A 17,203-nucleotide genomic window follows, 5' to 3' on the forward strand; every position below is an offset into this window, starting at 1 on the left:
ATTTTAAAGGTAATTTAAGATAACGGTATAAAACTAGGTGGAAGGTGTGCTACCCGGTTGCAGCTGGCAGCGGGAGCAATAGTAGAGTCTTCGGGAGGCGACCGACGTCCGTTCGATCGGCGTCCCACAGACATGGCATGGCAGGCCATCGCGTTCGAAAACGGCGAACCGCCAACGCCGACGGGGCGCTCCGAGACGCCGGTCCGCTGCGGCCCAATCCGGCCTATTGGTCACTCCCGCCTGATCGTAGGCCTGCCGCGTCACCTCGAGAATCGCTCGAGCCAACCGCGCCAGGACAACCTCCTCCAGATCACCTGGCTTGGTCTTGTAGTGCAGACCCGCAAAGAACAGGATCTCCGAGCGCAGGTAGTTGCCGATGCCGGCAAACAACGCCTGGTCAAGCAACAGGCCACCGAGGCCGCGCCGGCGGAAACGTGCAGTCTGAAGCCGCGATATGGCCTGCTCTACCGTGACGCCGTGAGTCAGCAGGTCGGGGCCGAGACGTGACAAGAAGGGATGTTCACCGAGCCTGCTTTCTTCCCACAGCGAGACGTCCGAGGCGCTATAGAGGCTCGCCGCCCTGCCCTCCGCCACCAGTCGCACGCGCAGCGAACGCCCGGTATCGGGCTCGCGCTCGGCGTCATGCAGCTTCCAGACGCCATAGAGTTGATTGTGGGAGTAGAGCACCCGCCCACCCTCGAAGCGAGTCAGCAGTGCCTTCCCCCAGCTATCCACGGCGGAGACCTCACGCCCGATCAGTGAAGCCGCCTCCTTGGCCAGGTCGGGAAAGTAGAACCAGACATGTTCCAGCCTGCGACCGGCAAGCTGCTTGTGCACTCTGTCGGCGGCGCGGCGAATCTCGGGGCCTTCCGGCATTACACCGTCCCCAGCACCAGCTGGCGCTCCTTGAGTTTGTGCAGCTGGTCACGCAGCCGCGCGGCTTCCTCGAACTGCAGATTTTGGGCCGCCTCGAACATGGCGTCCTCGACTCGGGTCGACTCCCGCACCAGCTCCGACGGCGACAGCTCGGCAGGGTCGTAGATCGCCTCCCGCTCCGCCACCTTGCGCTCGCCACGCCGGCCCTTTCCCTTGCGACCCGGAGCCTGGGCAGCCTCCAGAATGTCCGCCACCGAGCGCGTCACGGTGGTCGGGGTGATGCCATGCTCTTCGTTGTGGGCGACCTGCTTGGCGCGGCGCCGATCCGTTTCCTCCATGGCGCGGCGCATGGAGTCGGTAACACGGTCGCCGTAGAGGATCGCCTTGCCGTGGACGTTACGCGCGGCGCGGCCCATGGTCTGGATCAGCGAACGCTCATTACGAAGGAAGCCCTCCTTGTCGGCATCGAGGATCGCAACGAGGGAGACCTCGGGAATGTCGAGCCCCTCCCGCAGCAGATTGATACCCACCAGCACATCGAACTTGCCCAGACGCAGGTCGCGAATGATCTCCACCCGTTCTACGGTGTCGATGTCGGAGTGCAGGTAGCGCACGCGCACGCCATGCTCATCCAGGTACTCGGTGAGGTCCTCGGACATGCGCTTGGTCAGCGTCGTGACCAGCACCCGCTCGCCGACGTCGGTGCGCAGGCGAATCTCCGAGAGCAGGTCGTCCACCTGAGTGCTGGCAGGACGAACTTCAATCTCCGGATCGAGTAGCCCGGTGGGCCGCACGACCTGTTCCACCACCTGGCCGGCATGGGATGCCTCGTAGGGTCCCGGCGTAGCGGAGACGAAAATCGTCTGGGGGCTTATCGCTTCCCACTCCTCGAATTTCATCGGGCGGTTGTCCAGCGCAGAGGGCAGCCGGAACCCGTACTCCACCAGGGTCTCCTTGCGGGAGCGGTCGCCCTTGTACATTCCACCCACCTGGGGAACGCTGACGTGAGACTCGTCGATAAAAAGTAGGGCGTCGGTCGGCAGGTAGTCGAAAAAGGTGGGCGGCGGCTCGCCCGGGTTGCGTCCGGAAAGATAGCGGGAGTAGTTCTCGATGCCGTTGCAGTAGCCCAGTTCCAGCATCATTTCGATGTCGTAGAGGGTGCGCTGCTCAAGGCGCTGTGCTTCCACCAGCTTGTCATGCTTGCGCAGCCAGTCGAGGCGCTCCACCAGTTCGGCCTTGATCGCGTCAATGGCGCCGAGAATGGTCTCCCGGGGCGTCACGTAGTGAGACTTGGGATAGATGGTCATGCGCGGCATCTTGCCTCGCACCTCGCCGGTAAGCGGATCGAATAGGCTGATGGTGTCGATCTCGTCATCAAACAGCTCAACGCGCACCGCCTCGTCCTCGGCATCGGCCGGGAAGATATCGATCACGTCGCCGCGCACCCGATAGGTGCCGCGTTTGAAATCCATGTCGTTACGGGTGTACTGCAGCTCCGCCAGTCGGCGCAGAAAGGAGCGCTGATCAATCAGCTCGCCCCGGGTGAAGTGCAGGCGCATCTTCAGATACTGCTCGGGGTCGCCCAGGCCGTAAATGGCCGATACCGAGACCACGATGAGCGCATCGCGGCGCTCAAGCAGCGCCTTGGTGGCCGACAGGCGCATCTGCTCGATATGCTCGTTGATGGAGGCATCCTTCTCGATGAAGGTGTCCGACGACGGCACATAGGCTTCGGGCTGATAGTAATCGTAATAGGAGACGAAGTATTCGATGGCGTTATCGGGGAAAAACGCCTTGAACTCACCGTAGAGCTGGGCCGCCAGGGTCTTGTTAGGTGCCATGACGATGGTCGGACGCTGCAGCCGCTCGACCACGTTGGCCATGGTGAAGGTCTTACCCGACCCGGTGACCCCCAGCAGCGTCTGGTGGGCAAGCCCTGAATCCAGTCCCTTGACCAGGTTATCAATGGCCCGGGGCTGATCGCCGGCGGGATGGAACTTTGAAGCGAGGCGGAAGGGCTTGCTCATTGAGTCTCCGTGTTTTGGGTCGTCGGGTGTATCAGGCCTCGACGCTGGTCCGGGTGGTGACCTCCACGGTGGAGCTGGTCATCAGACGGTGGATGGGGCACTTGTGACTGATCTCCTCCAGTCGCACACGCTGCTCTGGATCCTCGATGCCATGGAAGGTCATCTCCACGTCGAGACGATAGGTACCGTGGCGCTCCTCGCTGTCGTCCCGGTGCACCTTCACGCTGATGCCCTCGAGGGGCCACTTCTTGCGATTGGCGTACATCATCGAGGTGATCGCCTTGCAGGCGCCCAGGGAGAGATCAAAATAGTCATGGGGATCAGGAGCGCTGCCCTCACCGCCGTAGGCCACCGGCACGTCGACGAAGAGATCCTCGAACCCGTTCAGTTCGACTCGCTGACGGAAGACATGGTTGCGTTCGCTGATGACTTCAATGGTCTTCTTCATGGAACCTCCTGTTCAGTTGACCTGGATGGGGAGCTTGAGGGCCTCGATGGCCTTGATCAGCATCTCGCGGCGGGCACGCCCTTCTACTTCGGCACCGTGGCGGCCCACTTCGGCGCTGTCAACGCCGTCGAGCATCATCAGTGCGGTGGTGATACGGTTGATCTGGTCGGCGTTATCGACGCCCTTGAAGCTCAGCGATTGATGCGCCATATATCGGCTCCGATGTTGTGGCAAGGGTGCGTCGAGAGAGGCTATCGAGGCTGCCCTGAACGGCATACGCGGGCGATTCTAGCATGGCGTCGGGGCGACCACAGCGGTTGCAAAGTCGCACGGCTACCCGCATAAGAGGAGCCAGCCACCCAGCAAACGAAAGGAGCTCCCCATGCACGACTGGATCACCGCCCCAAGCGGACGGCAGGATACCGAGGACCGGATTGCCTTCGATACCCTGGCAACCGCTCGCCGGGCCCTGGATGGCACCGTGGTGGCGCCGCTGGTCCACCTGGGCGTGCTTGATGTGTTCGGACCCGATGCCGAGAGATTCCTGCAGGGCCAGACCAGCGCTCAGGTTGGCCTGGCCGACGGCGATCTCGCCCCCCTGACCGTGTTTTGCACCCCCAAGGGACGCATGCTGGCCAATGCCCAACTGCTCCGCGTAGACGAAGGGCACTATCGGCTGCTGATGCAGCGCGACCTGGTTCAGCCGCTGGCAGAGCACCTCGGCAAATTTGCCGCCTTCTACAAGGCGCGGCTCGAGGTGCGCGACGACCTCGCGCTGATTGGACTGATAGGCCGCGAGGCCCCCGCACTGGCAGAGGTCAGGCTGGATCTGCTTCCGCCGGCGATATGGCATCAGGCCGGAGATGCCGACGTCCAGCTGCTGGCCCATCCCGGGCCGCGCCCTCGCCTGCTGATCTGTCTGGCCACCGAGCGTGCCTCACCGCTATGGGCACGGCTCGCCGAGCAGGCGACACCGGTGGGCAATGCGGTTTGGTGCCTGCATGATATCCAGGCCGGCCTGGCCTGGCTGACGCCAACCCATCGCGATGCCCTGCTGCCCCAGATGATCAACTGGGAGGCGCTGGGCGGCATCAGCTTCAAGAAGGGCTGCTATACCGGTCAGGAAGTCGTGGCCCGCGCCCATTTCCGCGGTCAGGTAAAGCGCCGCCTGGTGCGCGCCCAGCTGGAAGGCAGCGAGCTGCCGCCACTGGGCAGCCCGGTGGAAACAGTCGACGGCAAGTCGGTAGGTGAGGTGCTGGCCGCCGAGTTGGACGCCGATGAACAGGTGGAGATCCTGGCGGTGCTGACCACCAAGGAGGAACTGGGCCCCCTGCGCGTGGCCGGCCAGGCGTTCAAACAGTTGAAGCTCCCCTACCCCATCGAACGCCTGGATCCCGAGAGTCTGGCCGCCAAAACGTAAATGACCAGCGACACCGACGTCACAGACGGAACAGCCGCTGCGCGGTAGAGGTACTGTTATCCGCCACCTGCTCGATCGACTGGCCGCGAAGTTCGGCGACGATCCGGCACACCTCCTCTACCCGTGCCGGCTCGTTGCGCTCGCCCCGGTGGCCGGCCAGCGGCATATCGGGGCTGTCCGTCTCCAGCACGTAGCCGTCATCGGGCAGCGCGGCCACTGCACGCCGTAACCGCTTTGCCCGTTCATGGGTCACGGCGCCCCCCAGACCCACCACCAAGCCCAGATCAATGAACCGTTGCGCCTGCTCCGGCGAACCGGCGAAGGCATGGATCAGACCGCCGCAGGGAAGCGCCAGCTGGCTCAGCCGTTTGGCCACCTGATCGTTGGCGCGCACACAGTGGATCACCACCGGCAGCTCATGTTCCTTCGCCAGCCTGAGTTGGGCATCGAAGAGCTCCCACTGGGCCTCGAGAGTCTCGGGGAAACGGGCATCGATACCGCACTCGCCTACGGCGACGATCCTGGGCCCCGCTTCTTCGGCATGCTTCGCCAGGGCCTGCCCCAGCGCCTCGAGATCTCCCTCGCGGTGCTGATCCACGAAATAGGGATGCAGCCCCAGGCAGACACTGACGTCGTCCCGCTGGCCCAGCGCCAGCACCCCAGGCCAGCGTTCACGAGTGGTTCCCGGCACCACAAAATGCGCGGCGCCTAACGCCGTGGCCCGTTCGACTACCGCCTCGCGGTCGGCGTCGAAATCGGGGAAATCCAGATGGCAGTGGGCGTCGATCAACATCGCTAAGATCAGTGTTCCCGGGTCGGCTGGAAGCGGATCTCCGGCCAGCGCTCCTGGGTCATCTGAAGATTGACCCGGGTCGGCGCGATATAGGTCAGGTAGCCGCCGCCGTCGATGGCCAGGTTGGCGCTGGCCTTGCGCTTGAACTCCTCGAGCTTCTTGACATCCTCGCAGTAGATCCAGCGGGCGGTATTGACGTTCACCCCCTCGTAGACCGCCTCCACCTTGTACTCCTCCTTGAGGCGATGGGCGACCACGTCGAACTGCAGGGTACCCACGGCTCCCAGGATCAGGTCGTTGTTGTCCACCGGCATGAACACCTGGGTGGCGCCCTCCTCGGAGAGCTGCTGCAGACCCTTCTGCAGCGCCTTCATCTTCAGCGGGTCCTTCAGGCGCACGCGTTTGAAGAGCTCCGGGGCAAAGTGCGGGATACCGGTGAAACGCATCTCCTCGTTCAGGGTGAAGGTGTCACCGATCTGGATGGTCCCGTGGTTATGCAGGCCGATGATGTCGCCCGGCCAGGCCTCTTCCACCTGGGTGCGATCCGCGGCCATGAAGGTCAAGGCATCGGCAATCTTGACGTCCTTGCCGATGCGCACGTGGCGCATCTTCATGTTCTTCTCATACTTGCCTGAGCAGACCCGCAGGAAGGCGATGCGATCCCGGTGATTGGGGTCCATGTTGGCCTGGATCTTGAAAACGAAGCCGGTGAAGCGTTCATCCTCGGCCTCGACGACGCGGGTATCTGTCTCCCGGGGCTGGGGCGGTGGCGCATACTCCACGAAGCCGTCCATCATCTCGCGCACGCCGAAGTTCCCCATGGCGGTACCGAAGTAGACCGGCGTGAGCTCGCCGCGCAGGTAGGCCGCGTGATCGAACTCATGGGAGGCACCGCGAACCAGCTCTACCTCCATTCGCAGCTCCTCGGCCAGGTCCTCACCGAGGACGGCTTCCACCTCGGGGTTGTCGAGCCCCTCGATGCGCCTGTCGTCGGGGATACGGCTGCCCTGACCCTGGGTGTAGAGATGCAACACGTCGTTATACAGGTGGTAGACGCCCTTGAAGTGGCGACCCATGCCGATCGGCCAGGTCATCGGCGCGCACTGGATGTTGAGCACCTCCTCGACCTCGTCCATCACCTCGATGGGCTCGCGGATGTCGCGGTCCATCTTGTTGACGAAGGTGAGTATCGGCGTGGTGCGCAGGCGACAGACTTCCATCAGCTTGACGGTACGGGCCTCGACGCCCTTGGCGCCGTCGATCACCATCAGCGCCGAATCCACCGCGGTCAGGGTGCGGTAGGTATCCTCGGAGAAATCCTCGTGGCCGGGGGTATCGAGCAGGTTGACGATGCGCCCGCCGTAGGGGAACTGCATCACCGAGGTGGTCACCGAGATGCCCCGCTCCTGCTCCATCTTCATCCAGTCGGATGTAGCGTGGCGATCGGCACGCTTGCTCTTCACGGATCCCGCCATCTGGATGGCGTTTCCGAACAGCAGCATCTTCTCGGTGATAGTGGTCTTGCCCGCGTCGGGGTGACTGATGATTGCGAAGGTACGTCGCAGCCCGACTTCACGGGCCAAAGTAGCGTCTGGCATCGATGGTGAATTCGTCGTCGTGGCACCGTGTGGGTGCGTGAATGGTTACCGCTTGGGCAATAGCGGCATTCTACGCCGGTCAGCCTATGAAATGTAGGCCGTCCCCGCAGGGGGTATGATGATGATCTGCCAGCAAGGAGTCGCCATGACCACCACCCAACCACTGCCTCTCTCCACGCCCAGCCGCAACCTGGTGCGCCTGACCATCGTGAGGGGGATCACCTGGACCGGTTTCCTGGTCGGCGTCATCGTCGGCGTGGAACTGCTCGGCTTCGATCTGCGGGTAAAGGCGGTGATCGGGGTGGTGCTGGCCATGGCGCTGGTCAACCTGGCCACCTGGTGGCGGCTCGGGGGTCATCGCGTTGTCTCCCACGTCGAATACCTGGCCCACCTGCTGGTCGACGTAGCGGGGCTCACACTGCTGTTCTACTTCACCGGCGGCTCCAGCAACCCCTTCATCACCTATTACCTGGTGCCGGTCACCATCGCCGCCGCCACCCTGCCCTGGCGTTACGCCTGGATCATCGCCACATCGGCGCTGTTGGCCTACTCGCTGCTGATGGTGAATTTCCACCCGGTGCCTCAGCTCGCCCATGGAGGGCATGCCGAACAGGGCATCAGCCTTCACGTACTGGGCATGTGGCTCAACTTCGCCCTGTCGGCTGGGCTGGTGACCTTCTTCATCTACAAGATGGCCCATGCGCTGCGCAGCAGAGAGGTAGCGCTGTCACGCACCCGGGAAGCCGCCCTGCGCAACGAGCAAGTGTTGGCGGTGGCCACCCAGGCGGCGGGCACCGCCCACGAACTGGGCACACCGCTCTCCACCATGGCTGTGTTGTTGACCGAGATGCGCGACGAGGCCAGGGACAACCCCATGCTGGTCAAGGATATCGAGCTGCTGCGCCAGCAGGTGGATACCTGCAAGTCGCGGCTGCGCCAACTGGTCGAGAACGCCGATCGTCGGCGCATGGGAGAGCCCCAGGTGCGCGACGCCGAAATGTGGCTGGCCGGCGTGGTACAGCGCTGGCTGGTGCTGCGCCCCGACGTCAGCCACCTGATGGAGGTGGCCGAGCGGCGAGGACGACCCTGGATCTCGGTGGATACCACCCTGGAACAGGCGCTGACCAACCTGCTCAACAACGCGGCGGACGCCAACCCCGACAACATCCTGATCGGCCTCGACTGGAACACCGAAGAGGTGGTCGTCGACATTCGTGATCACGGCCCCGGCGTCGCTCTTTCCATCGCCGACCAGCTCGGCGAAACTTTCGTCTCTACCAAGAGCAAGGGGCTGGGAATTGGTCTATTCCTGACGCACGCCACCATCAACCGACTCGGCGGCGGCGTCAGCCTGTACAATCATCCTGAGGGAGGCACCCTGACCGAAGTGGTGCTGCCGCGAAGTGATCCGGCCAGCTGAGCCGTCACCCGGAAACAAGAGGACGCCATGCAAGATCATGCCAAAGCCGAACGGCTGCTGATCATCGACGATGACGAGATGTTCTGCCACGTGCTGGACCGCGCCATGCGCCGCCGCGGCTTCGAGGTGCTGGTGGCCCATGATGCCGAGCAGGCGCTGGCCTTGGCGCACCAGCAAAAACCGACGCTGGCCACTCTGGACCTGAAGCTTGAGCATGACTCAGGCCTCAAGCTGCTGCCGGATCTGCTGGAGGTGGTGCCGGAATGCCGTGTCGTGGTGCTGACCGGCTACTCCAGCATCGCCACCGCCGTGGAAGCGATCAAGCTGGGGGCGGTGAACTACATGTGCAAGCCGGCGGACGCCGATGAAGTCCTGGCGGCCTTCGACAAGGAAGCCGGTGACCCTGAGACAGGAGTGGCCGAGCAACCACCGTCGATCAATCGTATCGCCTGGGAGCACATCCAGAAGGTCCTCCATGAGCATGACGGTAACATCTCCGCCACTGCCCGAGCCCTAGGGATGCACCGGCGCACCCTGCAGCGCAAGCTGCAGAAGCGGCCGGTGCGGCGCTGACCGCCCAAGGTCACCCTCGGGGAGTGACTGCAGGAGTTACTGCGCTGTCCAGCCCAGGTCGATGTTCCAGCTCGACCCGGTGACGGCGCCGGCAGAATTTGACGCCAGATAGGCGACCAGTTCGGCCACTTCGACCGGTTCGATCAGACGCTTTACGGCGGCGTTCTTGAGCATGATCTGCTCGATTACCTCCTGCTCCTCCATCCCGTGCAACTTCGCCTGGTCGGCAATCTGGTTATCCACCAGCGGAGTTTTCACGTAGGCCGGGCAGATAGCGTTGGCGGTAATCCCCTGGGATCCGCCCTCGAGGGCCGCGGTCTTGGTCAGGCCGATCATGCCGTGCTTGGCGCTGATGTAGGCGGACTTGCCGGGGGAGGCCACCTGGGCGTGCACCGAGGCGATGTTGATCACCCTGCCCCAGCCGTTCTCACGCATGGAAGGCCAAGCGGCCTGGGTAAGCAGGAAGGGCGCGGTGAGCATCAGGTCGATGATCTGGCGCCACTTCGCCTCGGGAAACTCCTCGATGGGCGCGACGTGCTGAATGCCGGCGTTGTTGACCAGGATGTCCACTCGGCCGAAGCGGCGAATGGCCTCCGCCACTGCGGCCTTGCAGGCCTCGCCGTCGGTGAGGTCTGCCTCGAAGAAGGACGCGCCGACGCGCTCGGCCACCTCGGCGCCTGCCGGATTGAAGTCCACGGCTAACACCTGATGGCCCAACTCGCAGAAATGACGAACCACAGCCTCACCGATGCCGCTGGTGGTGCCGGTCACTAGCGCGACGCGGGGAATAAAAGTGGCAGATCCTGACATAAAGGGCTCCTTGTAGTGGAAACTCGGGCTCGTAATGATGCAGCGCAATCAGCATAAGGCGGGGCCGCGTCAGGCGCCACCTTCGCCGCCCTCATCGGCGACCATTACCCGCTGCATCAGCTGCTGGGCGAGTCGACTGGCCGCCTGACGGTTAGCGATATCAGAGAGATCCTCTAGCAGAACCAGCCGTCTGCACCACTCTTCCTCCCCCAGCAGAACCGTCTCCAGGGAGTAATCGCCCGATGGCAGCCTCAGCTGGTGCCGAGCGCCTGCCTCCTGTGGCGAATCGGGCTCGTCGGCGGACACCATCACCAGCCACAGTGACACCGGCGTCACCAGGGCACCGACCAGTTGCTCACCCAGCACGGAGTCATCGTATCGCTGAAAACAAAGGGCATCGGCGGCCAGACGCGGGTTGAAGGAAAGCGAGGCCTTGGCGTCGCGCAGATGGGCACGTGTCCAGGCCTGTGCCAGCCGACGGAGTCGGGCGTACTGCTCAGGGGTCAGGGCATGCATGGGCGGCTCCTCGGCAAATGGGCCGAAGTATAGCGCCGCTCTCCCTGCACTACAGCACGGCCTGCTATGCTGGACATCTCTTATCAGCAACCTATGGAGCTTCTTATGACCGATGCCGAACGCCTGGCTCAGGCCGTCGAGATCGCCAGGGAGGCCGGCGAGATGATTCGCGAGGCGAGGGAACAGCAGACGTTTGGCCACCGCTACAAGCAAGGCCAGGAGTTGGTCACCGACGTGGATGTCGCCGTAGACAACCACATCAACGCACGGCTCGAGGCTAGTTTCCCCGGCGAAGCGCGACTCAGCGAGGAACTGGCCCCGGAGCGCGAGGTGCTGACCGACGATGCACCGCTGTGGGTAATAGATCCCGTCGATGGCACGGTCAACTTCGCCCATGGCCTGCACCATGTGGCTGTCTCCATCGCCTGGGCGGTGGCCGGACGCGTGCGCATCGGCGTGGTCCATGCACCCTTCCTCGGAGAGACCTTCACTGCCATAACGGGTCAGGGCGCCTACTGCAACGAGAAATCGATTCGGTCCAGCCGCACCGGCAACCTCGAGCGCTGCCTGGTAGGCACTGGCTTTCCCTACCGACGCGACAGCCGCCCACCTCTCATGCGCCGTCTGACGGCCATTCTCCAGCGCTGCCAAGACGTGAGGCGCAACGGCTCGGCGGCGCTGGATCTCTGTGACGTGGCCTGCGGAAGACTGGATGCCTACTACGAGAGCGTCTCCCCCTGGGATTTCGCCGCCGGCTGGTTGATCGCCCGGGAGGCCGGCGCTCGCACCGGTCATCTCTACCCACCCCCAACGGGCTATCCCGAGGACCTCTACGGCGAGAACCTGCTGGTCACCAGCCCTGGCATCTACCGTGAACTAGGCGATCTGCTTCGCCGCGCCGATGCCGGTGAGCGGGTATAGGCCCTGCCAACCGCTCATAGGGTCAACCAATGACGCCCTCTGATCTCGGCTATTGGCGAGCCTGTCGACGATCCGTCACAATGTTTTTTGTTAATCAATTATTTCATCAGGAGCTCGTATGTTCGTTGCCATCTTCGGCCGCCCCGGCTGCCCCTACTGTGTGTTCGCCAACGAGCTCGCCACCCGGTTGCAGGGAGCCGGCGCCATCGAAGGGTTTCGCTATGTAGATATTCAGGCAGAGGGCATCACCAAGGCCGACCTTCAAAAAACCATTGGCAAGCCGGTGCATACCGTGCCGCAAGTCTTCATCGATGAGACTCCCATCGGTGGCTACACCGAATTTGAACAGTACGTGCGAAAGCATGGCCTGCTGGAGCCCGCCCGCAGCATTTGACTCTTTAAGAATTTCACCAGCTTCCCCAACGCGGTCGAACGGGTGAAAACGTCATCCCGCGTTGAAAGGCCTGAGAGGTCATCTGCCTATACTTCCCGACAGCATCCATGACAAGGGAAGCCAACGATGCAGAGGGAAGAGTTTGTCCAGCAGCTGTGGCTGGACTATATCCACCAGCACCCGGATGTGGGTGCTCTCCGTCTCTGGCCGATCGACGCCCAGGCGGAGTACCTAGCGCTGTTGACACTCAATCATGGCCCATGGTGCATGGACGCCCTGCTGCCCAGTCTGTCTCGCCTTGGCTATCGGACGGGGAACCGCCATGCCATGGCCGACCGCGGCCTGCTGGTGACACTTCTCTTCCCTCCCGACGGCGGTCCTTGGCTGGTGCTGGCCGAGCTGCAGCTTGGCACTCTGTCCCGACTACCCCGCCAACGCCTGGAATCGCTGATGGCCCTGGCCCCTGAGGCCGACCGCCGCGGCCAGAATCTGCTGTGCCGCGGTCGACCCTGGCCGATGCCGGACTGGTCTACCTACCAACTGCTCCATTCAGCTCATCCTCTCGCCGGCCTGCTTGCTGTCAATGGCCCGCGCCTGCACCATGCCGGCTTCGACTGCCAACGCCTCGGCGACTCCCTCGAGCATTTTGACTTGCGACTGTCTGAGCGCGGGTTCGACGGCACCAGCGACCGACACCACGGCCTCTTTCCGGTATCAGGACTGATCGATTACCGCTTCTATCCTGCCTGCTCCCAGCGCCTACCCTTTGCCGATGGCGATGAGCACCGCATCGACAGCGGGGGACTGGCGCTGGTTCAGAAATCGGTAAGCGCCAACCAGGATCGCGCCGTGGAGCTGCTACTGCCTCACCACACCCGTTGCGAGATCGCCTGACCGTCCTTGTAAACGACGCCGGCCCGGACGCAGAACGTCCGGGCCGGGGAGGATCACATTGGGTCAGACTCACATATTGGGTCAGACTCTCATGAGGTGTGATCAGTCGAAGGTCATTTCCGGAACGTGATCGGGCACGACCAGCTTGCCGGCCGTCTTCTCGACAATCTCCTCGACGGACACACCCGGGGCACGTTCCTTGAGATGGAAGGCGCCGTCCTTGATCTCCAGGTAGGCCAGGTCGGTGAGCACCCGGTTGATACAGCCGGCGCCGGTCAGCGGCAGGTTACAGCTCTCGAGCAGCTTGGATTCGCCGTGCTTGGAAGCGTGGGTCATGGTGCAGATGATGTTCTCGGCACCGGCCACCAAATCCATGGCGCCGCCCATGCCCTTGATCAGCTTGCCGGGAACCATCCAGGAGGCGATGTTGCCGTTTTGATCAACCTCGAAGGCGCCCAGCACGGTCAAATCCACATGGCCACCGCGAATCATGGCGAAGGACTCCGAGGAGTCGAAGATTGCCGCGCCGGGACGCGCGGTGACCGTCTGCTTGCCGGCGTTGATCATGTCGGCGTCGACTTCCTCCTCGGTGGGGAAACGCCCCATGCCGAGGAGGCCATTCTCTGACTGCAGCATCACGTCGATGCCGTCCGGCACGTAGTTCGCCACCAGGGTCGGGATGCCGATGCCCAGGTTGACGTAGAAGCCGTCCTCGAGTTCGCGCGCCACGCGCATTGCCATCTGTTCGCGAGTAAGTGCCATCTTGTTGCCTCATTGTTCGATATAACAGCTTCGGGGGAGAAGCTCAGGGTTAAGCGCCGGCCGGGCCGGCAATCATCGAATCGCGGCGACCTCAGGCCTCGCGGACGGTGCGCTTCTCGATGCGCTTCTCGAAGCTGCCCTGAATGATACGATCGACATAGATGCCCGGGGTGTGGATCTGATCGGGGCTCAACTCGCCGGGCTCAACGATCTCCTCCACTTCCACCACGGTGATCTTGCCGCAGGTGGCGGCCAACGGATTGAAATTTTGGGCGGTATCGCGGTAGACCACGTTGCCGTAACGGTCAGCCTTCCAGCCCTTGACGATGGCGAAGTCCGCGTGAAACGCCTCTTCGAGAATATAGTGGCGACCGTTGAACTCGCGGACTTCCTTGCCGTCACCGATCGGTGTGCCGTAGCCGGTGGCCGTATAGAAGGCGGGGATGCCCGCGCCGCCGGCGCGCATCTTCTCGGCCAGAGTGCCCTGGGGCGTCAGGATCACCTCGATCTCATCATTGAGCATCTGTTGCTCGAACAGGGCATTCTCGCCCACGTAGGAGGCGAAGAAGCGCGAGATCTGCTTGTCCTCCAGCAGCAGGCCAAGGCCGAATCCGTCCACACCGCAGTTGTTGGAGATGACGGTGAGGTCCTTGACGCCGAGACGCTTGATCTCGCCGATCAGGTTCTCGGGAATGCCGCACAGGCCAAAGCCACCGGCAACAACGGTCATGCCGCTCTCGATGCCTGCCATCGCCTCTTCATAGGAATTAACGCGCTTGTCGAATCCGGCCATAATAGGTGGCGCCTCATGTTGTTGTGAACAGATGGGGAAAACGTTGCGGTGGTGAAGCTTTGCCGTCGATGAACGGCGAATCCTGTGCATCTACCATGCGGTGAAGAGTCAACGTTCTCAAGACCTCACTAACAATAGTGTTGACCCTGGCTATATATTTGTTAATTTTGTTTTTTTTATCGATTGATTTAAATCACTCATAAATTAGACTTTGGCAGCATGGAATGACCGTCAAGCAGCTCCGCGCCTTTCTCGCCGTGGCCCAGACCCTGAGTTTCACTCAGGCCTGCGAGCGGCTGCATCTCTCCCAGCCGGCACTGAGCCTGGCCATCAAGGGACTCGAGGAGAGCCTCGGCGGACGCCTGCTGATCCGCACCACCCGCAGCGTTCGCCTCACCCCGGAGGGTGAATCCTTCGTGCCCCTCGCTAAGCGCCTGTTGGCGGAGTGGGACAACACCGAGGAGTTGATGCGCCAGCGCTTTACGCTTCAGCTGGGCCGCCTGTCGATTGCCGCCATGCCGTCGTTTGCCAGCAACCTGCTGCCCGCGGCGCTGATGGCTTTCCGCAACCGTCATCCACGGATCAACGTCACGGTTCACGACGTGATCAACGAGCAGGTCATCGACATGGTACGCGATCGGCAGGTAGAACTGGGCATCGCCTTCGAGCCAGAGGCGTCGGGCAGCCTCACCTTTACGGCGCTGTTCATCGACCGCTTCGTGGCCGTGGTGCCGCCCAATTCGCTGCTAGCCCGCCACGACAGGCTCAGCTGGGAAATCCTGCTGACGCATGACTTCATTGCCCTGCAGCGCCCCTCCATGGTGCGCAGGCTACTCGAGCAACAGATCGGCAAACGTGGCATTCACCTGACAGCCGCCTTTGAGAGTCACCAGCTGGCCACCGTGGGACGCATGGTAGCCAGTGGTCTGGGGGTCAGCGCGGTACCATCGCTGTGCGCCAAGCAGATGGAAGAGCTCGGCGCCCGCTGCCTGCCGCTGGATGACCCGGCCATTGAGCACGCCGTCGGCATGCTCTCCTACGGGGGGCTGTCGGCCGCCGCCCTGGCCCTGCGCCAGGTGCTGATAGAGACCAACGAGACACCCGAGGGGAGTCTGCCAGCGTGAACTGAAGCGCTGGGCAGGCGCGCAACGATCCTTTAGCATTGCTGCCGCCACCTGGTGACAGCGCCACCCCAGACCATGCAATAGGGAGAGTCGCATGCCGATCTTCAAGGGGCTCGTCAGCATCCTGCTGCTTTTCCTGACCACTGTTCTCTGGGGCATTCCGCTGATCCTGCTGACCCTGCTCAAGCTGGTCACTCCCAGTCGGAACCTGCGCCGCCGTGTGCTCAAGGGACTCAATCGGGTGGCGCTCAACTGGGCAGGCAGCAATGTCTGGTGGATGCGTCACTGGCTGCAACCCCAACTGAAGATGCACCTTCCTGAGGGCCTCTCCCAGGACCAGTGGTGGCTGGTGCTTTCCAACCATCGCAGCTGGACCGATATCTTTATCCTCTTCTTTGGCCTGCATCGGCGCATTCCCATGCCGCACTTCTTCGTCAAGCGCCAGCTGATCTGGGTCCCCATCGTCGGCCTGGCGTTCTGGGCCATGGAGTTTCCGATGCTGCGCCGCCTCAACGCCCAGCAGCGGGAGCGTCACCCCCACCTGGCTCGCCGAGACCGAGAGGCCACCGAGCGCATGTGCCGCCATGCCCGAGAGCGGCCCATCGCCATCTACAACTTTGTCGAGGGCACCCGCTTCACGCCGGCCAAGCATGCCGCCCAACGTTCTCCCTACACACACCTGTTGCGCCCCAGGGCTGGCGGGATCGCCCAGGTACTGAACCTGCTCGGTGACCGGCTCGGTGGTATTCTCGACGTAACGCTGCATTACGAGAATCCAGACCCCACCTTCTGGGGTTTCCTCTGCGGCCAGGAGCAGGGCATCGTCCTGGTGGCCAGGCGCATCGAGATTCCCGCGTGGATGCTCGAGGGCAATTACGACGATCCGGACTACAAGGAACGCTTCCATTCATGGCTCAACGCCCTGTGGCAGGAAAAGGACGACTCACTCTCGCGCTGGTGGTGACGCTGATGGTGCTTGCCGGCTGTGCCTCACAGCCCGACGCTCCTCCCAGTGCTCGAACCACCAGCGGTGCTGACAGCGGCGGCTGGGTAGTGGTTCAGCGCGGCGATACCCTGGGGGAGATCGCCCGACGCGGTGGCGTTCCCCTGGAACGCCTGCAGCGCTTCAACCCCGATGCTGACTCGAAGCGTCTCGCCGTTGGCCAGCGGCTACTCATGCCAACCCAGCAAGAGCGCGCCCCTTCCGGCGGGCCCTATCGTTACCAGGTGCGCCCCGGCGACACCTTTACGAACATCGCTCGGCGCTTCGGCACTCGCGCCTCGCGCATCCAGTCCGCCAATCCCGGTGTCATCCCCACCGACCTGAGGGTCGGCCAGATGCTTCAGGTGCCGCTCGCGGGCGGCGCGGCCATCGCCAGTCGCGCAACCAACGGGAGTGCGAGCAGCACATCGCCGCCAGCCCGAACCCGCCTTCCCGACCCTGGCGACCTGCCCCGCTCAGCTCGCAACTGGCCCTGGCCGCTGGAAGACTACCGCATCGTGCGCGCCTTCGGCACCGACGCCCGCGGCACCCTGCAGCCGATGCTGCTGGCCACCAATCGCGGGGCTCAGGCACGCGCCGTGGCCGATGGCGAAGTACGCTTCGCCGACAGCATGCGTCAGCTTGGCCAGGTGGTCATCGTCCATCACGCCGACAACCTCCAGAGTGTCTACGCGCTCTGCGAGACGCCACTGGTCGCCAACGGTGACCGAGTCAACCGCGGCACCCCGGTGTGCGAAGTCGGCTTCAGCAGCGCAAGCGAGCGCTATGACCTACTGTTTGACCTGCGCCACGGCGGCAAGCCCGTCGACCCCCGTCGCGTCCTGCGCTGAT

At 63.2% G+C, this 17,203-nt stretch carries 19 protein-coding genes; 9 read left to right on the plus strand and 10 right to left on the minus strand.

All coding sequences use genetic code 11. The annotated features are described in order from the left end of the window. Positions 1-33 precede the first annotated feature (33 nt). The 4 genes from nei to ACFODV_RS14865 are packed head-to-tail and all read right to left on the minus strand — an operon-like array spanning position 34 to position 3,561. Entirely contained in the window at positions 34-876 is an 843-nt protein-coding gene (gene nei, locus ACFODV_RS14850) for an endonuclease VIII (protein ID WP_379760793.1), read from the minus strand. After that, positions 876-2,903 (minus strand): excinuclease ABC subunit UvrB, encoded by a 2,028-nt coding sequence (gene uvrB, locus ACFODV_RS14855; protein WP_379760795.1) that lies wholly within the window; start codon positions 2,901-2,903, stop codon positions 876-878. Before uvrB ends, nei begins: the two co-directional genes overlap by 1 nt. A 31-nt stretch (positions 2,904-2,934) precedes the next feature. Beyond that, entirely contained in the window at positions 2,935-3,351 is a 417-nt protein-coding gene (locus ACFODV_RS14860) for an OsmC family protein (protein WP_379760797.1), read from the minus strand. Positions 3,352-3,363: 12 nt separating this feature from the next. Continuing rightward, a complete protein-coding gene (locus ACFODV_RS14865; RefSeq protein ID WP_379760799.1) occupies positions 3,364-3,561 on the minus strand; it encodes a hypothetical protein in 198 nt (65 codons plus the stop codon). Between the two features lie 172 nt (positions 3,562-3,733). Between ACFODV_RS14865 and ygfZ the strand changes: the two genes are divergently transcribed. Then, positions 3,734-4,771, plus strand: a complete 1,038-nt coding sequence (gene ygfZ, locus ACFODV_RS14870; protein ID WP_379760801.1) for a CAF17-like 4Fe-4S cluster assembly/insertion protein YgfZ — start codon at positions 3,734-3,736, stop codon at positions 4,769-4,771. A gap of 19 nt (positions 4,772-4,790) precedes the next feature. Here ygfZ and ACFODV_RS14875 read toward each other — a convergent pair whose 3' ends face one another. Next, the gene (locus ACFODV_RS14875) at positions 4,791-5,564 is read right to left on the minus strand and encodes a TatD family hydrolase (RefSeq protein ID WP_379760803.1); all 774 of its coding nucleotides are present in this window, start codon (positions 5,562-5,564) and stop codon (positions 4,791-4,793) included. A gap of 8 nt (positions 5,565-5,572) precedes the next feature. Continuing rightward, on the minus strand, positions 5,573-7,162 hold the full coding sequence (gene prfC, locus ACFODV_RS14880) for a peptide chain release factor 3 (protein WP_379760805.1): 1,590 nt from the start codon (positions 7,160-7,162) through the stop codon (positions 5,573-5,575). A gap of 145 nt (positions 7,163-7,307) precedes the next feature. Here prfC and ACFODV_RS14885 point away from each other — a divergent pair, with 145 nt between their 5' ends. Both ACFODV_RS14885 and ACFODV_RS14890 read left to right on the plus strand, forming a co-directional pair. Further along, positions 7,308-8,582 carry an ATP-binding protein gene (locus tag ACFODV_RS14885; RefSeq protein ID WP_379760807.1) on the plus strand — a complete coding sequence of 425 codons (1,275 nt, stop codon included), beginning with the start codon at positions 7,308-7,310 and terminating at the stop codon, positions 8,580-8,582. A 27-nt stretch (positions 8,583-8,609) separates the two neighbouring features. Further along, a complete protein-coding gene (locus ACFODV_RS14890; protein ID WP_379760809.1) occupies positions 8,610-9,155 on the plus strand; it encodes a response regulator transcription factor in 546 nt (181 codons plus the stop codon). Positions 9,156-9,191: 36 nt separating this feature from the next. Here ACFODV_RS14890 and ACFODV_RS14895 read toward each other — a convergent pair whose 3' ends face one another. Together ACFODV_RS14895 and hybE are read right to left on the minus strand one after the other, a co-directional pair. Continuing rightward, a complete protein-coding gene (locus ACFODV_RS14895; RefSeq protein WP_379760811.1) occupies positions 9,192-9,965 on the minus strand; it encodes a 3-hydroxybutyrate dehydrogenase in 774 nt (257 codons plus the stop codon). Positions 9,966-10,034: 69 nt separating this feature from the next. Next, a complete protein-coding gene (gene hybE, locus ACFODV_RS14900) occupies positions 10,035-10,481 on the minus strand; it encodes a [NiFe]-hydrogenase assembly chaperone HybE (protein WP_379760813.1) in 447 nt (148 codons plus the stop codon). A 105-nt stretch (positions 10,482-10,586) separates the two neighbouring features. Between hybE and ACFODV_RS14905 the strand changes: the two genes are divergently transcribed. The 3 genes from ACFODV_RS14905 (at position 10,587) to ACFODV_RS14915 (ending at position 12,690) form a co-directional block, all read left to right on the plus strand. Further along, complete coding sequence (locus ACFODV_RS14905; protein WP_379760815.1) at positions 10,587-11,402, plus strand: inositol monophosphatase family protein; 816 nt, start codon at positions 10,587-10,589, stop codon at positions 11,400-11,402. Positions 11,403-11,520: 118 nt separating this feature from the next. Continuing rightward, a complete protein-coding gene (locus ACFODV_RS14910) occupies positions 11,521-11,796 on the plus strand; it encodes a GrxA family glutaredoxin (protein ID WP_379760817.1) in 276 nt (91 codons plus the stop codon). Between the two features lie 126 nt (positions 11,797-11,922). Beyond that, positions 11,923-12,690 carry a DUF1338 domain-containing protein gene (locus ACFODV_RS14915; protein WP_379760819.1) on the plus strand — a complete coding sequence of 256 codons (768 nt, stop codon included), beginning with the start codon at positions 11,923-11,925 and terminating at the stop codon, positions 12,688-12,690. Positions 12,691-12,792: 102 nt separating this feature from the next. On the opposite strand, the gene ACFODV_RS14920 is transcribed toward ACFODV_RS14915, so the two are convergent. Both ACFODV_RS14920 and ACFODV_RS14925 read right to left on the minus strand, forming a co-directional pair. Continuing rightward, positions 12,793-13,452, minus strand: coding sequence for a CoA transferase subunit B (locus ACFODV_RS14920; RefSeq protein WP_379760822.1), 660 nt, complete (start codon positions 13,450-13,452; stop codon positions 12,793-12,795). Positions 13,453-13,543: 91 nt separating this feature from the next. Further along, positions 13,544-14,245 (minus strand): CoA transferase subunit A, encoded by a 702-nt coding sequence (locus ACFODV_RS14925; RefSeq protein ID WP_290784628.1) that lies wholly within the window; start codon positions 14,243-14,245, stop codon positions 13,544-13,546. A 224-nt stretch (positions 14,246-14,469) separates the two neighbouring features. On the opposite strand from ACFODV_RS14925, the gene ACFODV_RS14930 reads away from it, so the two are divergent. From ACFODV_RS14930 to ACFODV_RS14940, 3 genes are all read left to right on the plus strand, one after another. Next, a complete protein-coding gene (locus ACFODV_RS14930; RefSeq protein WP_379760824.1) occupies positions 14,470-15,369 on the plus strand; it encodes a LysR family transcriptional regulator in 900 nt (299 codons plus the stop codon). A 94-nt stretch (positions 15,370-15,463) separates the two neighbouring features. Next, on the plus strand, positions 15,464-16,333 hold the full coding sequence (locus ACFODV_RS14935) for an acetyltransferase (RefSeq protein ID WP_379760826.1): 870 nt from the start codon (positions 15,464-15,466) through the stop codon (positions 16,331-16,333). After that, positions 16,279-17,202 (plus strand): LysM peptidoglycan-binding domain-containing protein, encoded by a 924-nt coding sequence (locus ACFODV_RS14940; RefSeq protein ID WP_379760828.1) that lies wholly within the window; start codon positions 16,279-16,281, stop codon positions 17,200-17,202. Before ACFODV_RS14935 ends, ACFODV_RS14940 begins: the two co-directional genes overlap by 55 nt. The last annotated feature ends 1 nt before the right edge of the window (position 17,203 follow it).

Origin of the sequence: Halomonas tibetensis (genome assembly GCF_042643535.1) — a bacterium.
In the GTDB taxonomy this organism is placed as follows: domain Bacteria; phylum Pseudomonadota; class Gammaproteobacteria; order Pseudomonadales; family Halomonadaceae; genus Halomonas; species Halomonas tibetensis.

What these genes read in the sequence shown, in the direction of transcription:
- nei (WP_379760793.1), bottom strand. Translation starts at nt 876, where the DNA reads ATGCCGGAAGGCCCCGAGATTCGCCGCGCCGCCGACAGAGTGCACAAG.
- uvrB (WP_379760795.1), bottom strand. Translation starts at nt 2,903, where the DNA reads ATGAGCAAGCCCTTCCGCCTCGCTTCAAAGTTCCATCCCGCCGGCGAT.
- ACFODV_RS14860 (WP_379760797.1), bottom strand. Translation starts at nt 3,351, where the DNA reads ATGAAGAAGACCATTGAAGTCATCAGCGAACGCAACCATGTCTTCCGT.
- ACFODV_RS14865 (WP_379760799.1), bottom strand. Translation starts at nt 3,561, where the DNA reads ATGGCGCATCAATCGCTGAGCTTCAAGGGCGTCGATAACGCCGACCAG.
- ygfZ (WP_379760801.1), top strand. Translation starts at nt 3,734, where the DNA reads ATGCACGACTGGATCACCGCCCCAAGCGGACGGCAGGATACCGAGGAC.
- ACFODV_RS14875 (WP_379760803.1), bottom strand. Translation starts at nt 5,564, where the DNA reads ATGTTGATCGACGCCCACTGCCATCTGGATTTCCCCGATTTCGACGCC.
- prfC (WP_379760805.1), bottom strand. Translation starts at nt 7,162, where the DNA reads ATGCCAGACGCTACTTTGGCCCGTGAAGTCGGGCTGCGACGTACCTTC.
- ACFODV_RS14885 (WP_379760807.1), top strand. Translation starts at nt 7,308, where the DNA reads ATGACCACCACCCAACCACTGCCTCTCTCCACGCCCAGCCGCAACCTG.
- ACFODV_RS14890 (WP_379760809.1), top strand. Translation starts at nt 8,610, where the DNA reads ATGCAAGATCATGCCAAAGCCGAACGGCTGCTGATCATCGACGATGAC.
- ACFODV_RS14895 (WP_379760811.1), bottom strand. Translation starts at nt 9,965, where the DNA reads ATGTCAGGATCTGCCACTTTTATTCCCCGCGTCGCGCTAGTGACCGGC.
- hybE (WP_379760813.1), bottom strand. Translation starts at nt 10,481, where the DNA reads ATGCATGCCCTGACCCCTGAGCAGTACGCCCGACTCCGTCGGCTGGCA.
- ACFODV_RS14905 (WP_379760815.1), top strand. Translation starts at nt 10,587, where the DNA reads ATGACCGATGCCGAACGCCTGGCTCAGGCCGTCGAGATCGCCAGGGAG.
- ACFODV_RS14910 (WP_379760817.1), top strand. Translation starts at nt 11,521, where the DNA reads ATGTTCGTTGCCATCTTCGGCCGCCCCGGCTGCCCCTACTGTGTGTTC.
- ACFODV_RS14915 (WP_379760819.1), top strand. Translation starts at nt 11,923, where the DNA reads ATGCAGAGGGAAGAGTTTGTCCAGCAGCTGTGGCTGGACTATATCCAC.
- ACFODV_RS14920 (WP_379760822.1), bottom strand. Translation starts at nt 13,452, where the DNA reads ATGGCACTTACTCGCGAACAGATGGCAATGCGCGTGGCGCGCGAACTC.
- ACFODV_RS14925 (WP_290784628.1), bottom strand. Translation starts at nt 14,245, where the DNA reads ATGGCCGGATTCGACAAGCGCGTTAATTCCTATGAAGAGGCGATGGCA.
- ACFODV_RS14930 (WP_379760824.1), top strand. Translation starts at nt 14,470, where the DNA reads ATGACCGTCAAGCAGCTCCGCGCCTTTCTCGCCGTGGCCCAGACCCTG.
- ACFODV_RS14935 (WP_379760826.1), top strand. Translation starts at nt 15,464, where the DNA reads ATGCCGATCTTCAAGGGGCTCGTCAGCATCCTGCTGCTTTTCCTGACC.
- ACFODV_RS14940 (WP_379760828.1), top strand. Translation starts at nt 16,279, where the DNA reads ATGGCTCAACGCCCTGTGGCAGGAAAAGGACGACTCACTCTCGCGCTG.